The organism is Candidatus Pelagibacter communis, from assembly GCF_001179845.1.
Classification (GTDB): Bacteria; Pseudomonadota; Alphaproteobacteria; order Pelagibacterales; family Pelagibacteraceae; genus Pelagibacter; species Pelagibacter ubique_Q.
On record NZ_CVSB01000013.1, the window covers coordinates 1 to 1289 of the forward strand.

The following is a 1289-nucleotide window of genomic DNA, read 5'->3' on the forward strand; positions in this document are numbered from 1 at the left end:
ACTTTATTTATTTAAAGTTTATGTTTTTTTACATTAAAGTATAATATTAGCAATTAACAATTTTTCTTAATAATGAATAAAATTTTTTATTGGTCTCCATTTACTACAAGCAAAATTGCTACTGTAAAAGCAGTTATAAATTCAGCTGCATCACTAAATAAATTTTTTAAAAAAAATCATTTTAAAACAACTATAATTGATGCTGTAAATGAATGGAAAGATTTTGAGGATGAAATAAAAGAGAAAAAAATTGAATTAATTTATTTAAATAAAGACTCTTTTTTTAAATCATTTAAAAAAGATGGCTTCATAAGAAGCAGGTTTGCATATTTTTATATTTTTTTTAAATCTTTTTTTCCATTAATTAAAATTCTTCAAGAAAAAAAACCTGATTATTTTATAATTCATTTAATTACGTCTTTACCAATATTTTTATTCACTTTTAAAAAATTTGAATCAAAACTAATTTTAAGAATTTCAGGCTTACCTAAAATGACATTTTTTAGAAAACTTCTATGGAGACTGGCTGTTAAAAATATTTATATAATCACATGCCCTACTTTTGCAACTTATGAAAATTTATCTAAGTTTGAATTCTTAAAAGAAAAACTCTGTGTGCTAAATGATCCAATATTAAATATTAGTGAAATTCAAAAAATTAAAAACAAAGAAGTTATTATAAGTGAAAATATTAAACAAATTATTTTAAAAAAAAAATATTTCCTTTCCATAGGCAGATTTACAAAACAAAAAAACTATCTTTACTATTTAGATTGTATTCCTGAAATTTTAAAATTAGATAAAGATTTGTATTTTTTATTTATAGGCCAAGGAGAAGATAAAAAAAAATTTTTAGAAAATTCAAATAAATTAAATGTTGCAGATAGAGTTTTTATTTTAGATCACACAAAAAATGTTCACTTTTTTATGAATAATGCAAATGCTTTAGTTTTGCCCTCTTTATGGGAAGATCCAGGATTTGTCTTAGTTGAGGCTGGTTATAATGGTTGTCAAGTTATATCGAGTGATTGCCCAAATGGACCCTGTGAAATTGTTGGTAATGACGGTGGTTATTTATTTAAATCTAATTCTAAAAGTAGCTTGGTTCAAACAATAAGTAAATTTTTAAAAGATACAGAGCAAAACAAACTAAATAAAAAGGTAAATTTAAAAAAAAGATTAAAAAAATTTACTTCTTTTTACCACGCTAAAAATTTAAATAATATCATTTTAAATTTGAAAAAATAATTTTATTAATAATTATGAAAAAATTACCTACAAATTCTAAA

1 protein-coding gene is annotated in these 1289 nt (G+C 21.4%); it reads left to right on the forward strand.

Annotated elements, in window-relative coordinates:
* Nucleotides 1-72 precede the first annotated feature (72 nt).
* Nucleotides 73-1248: a glycosyltransferase gene (locus AMN81_RS00800; protein ID WP_072090252.1), complete on the forward strand. Its 1176-nt coding sequence runs from the start codon at nucleotides 73-75 to the stop codon at nucleotides 1246-1248.
* The last annotated feature ends 41 nt before the right edge of the window (nucleotides 1249-1289 follow it).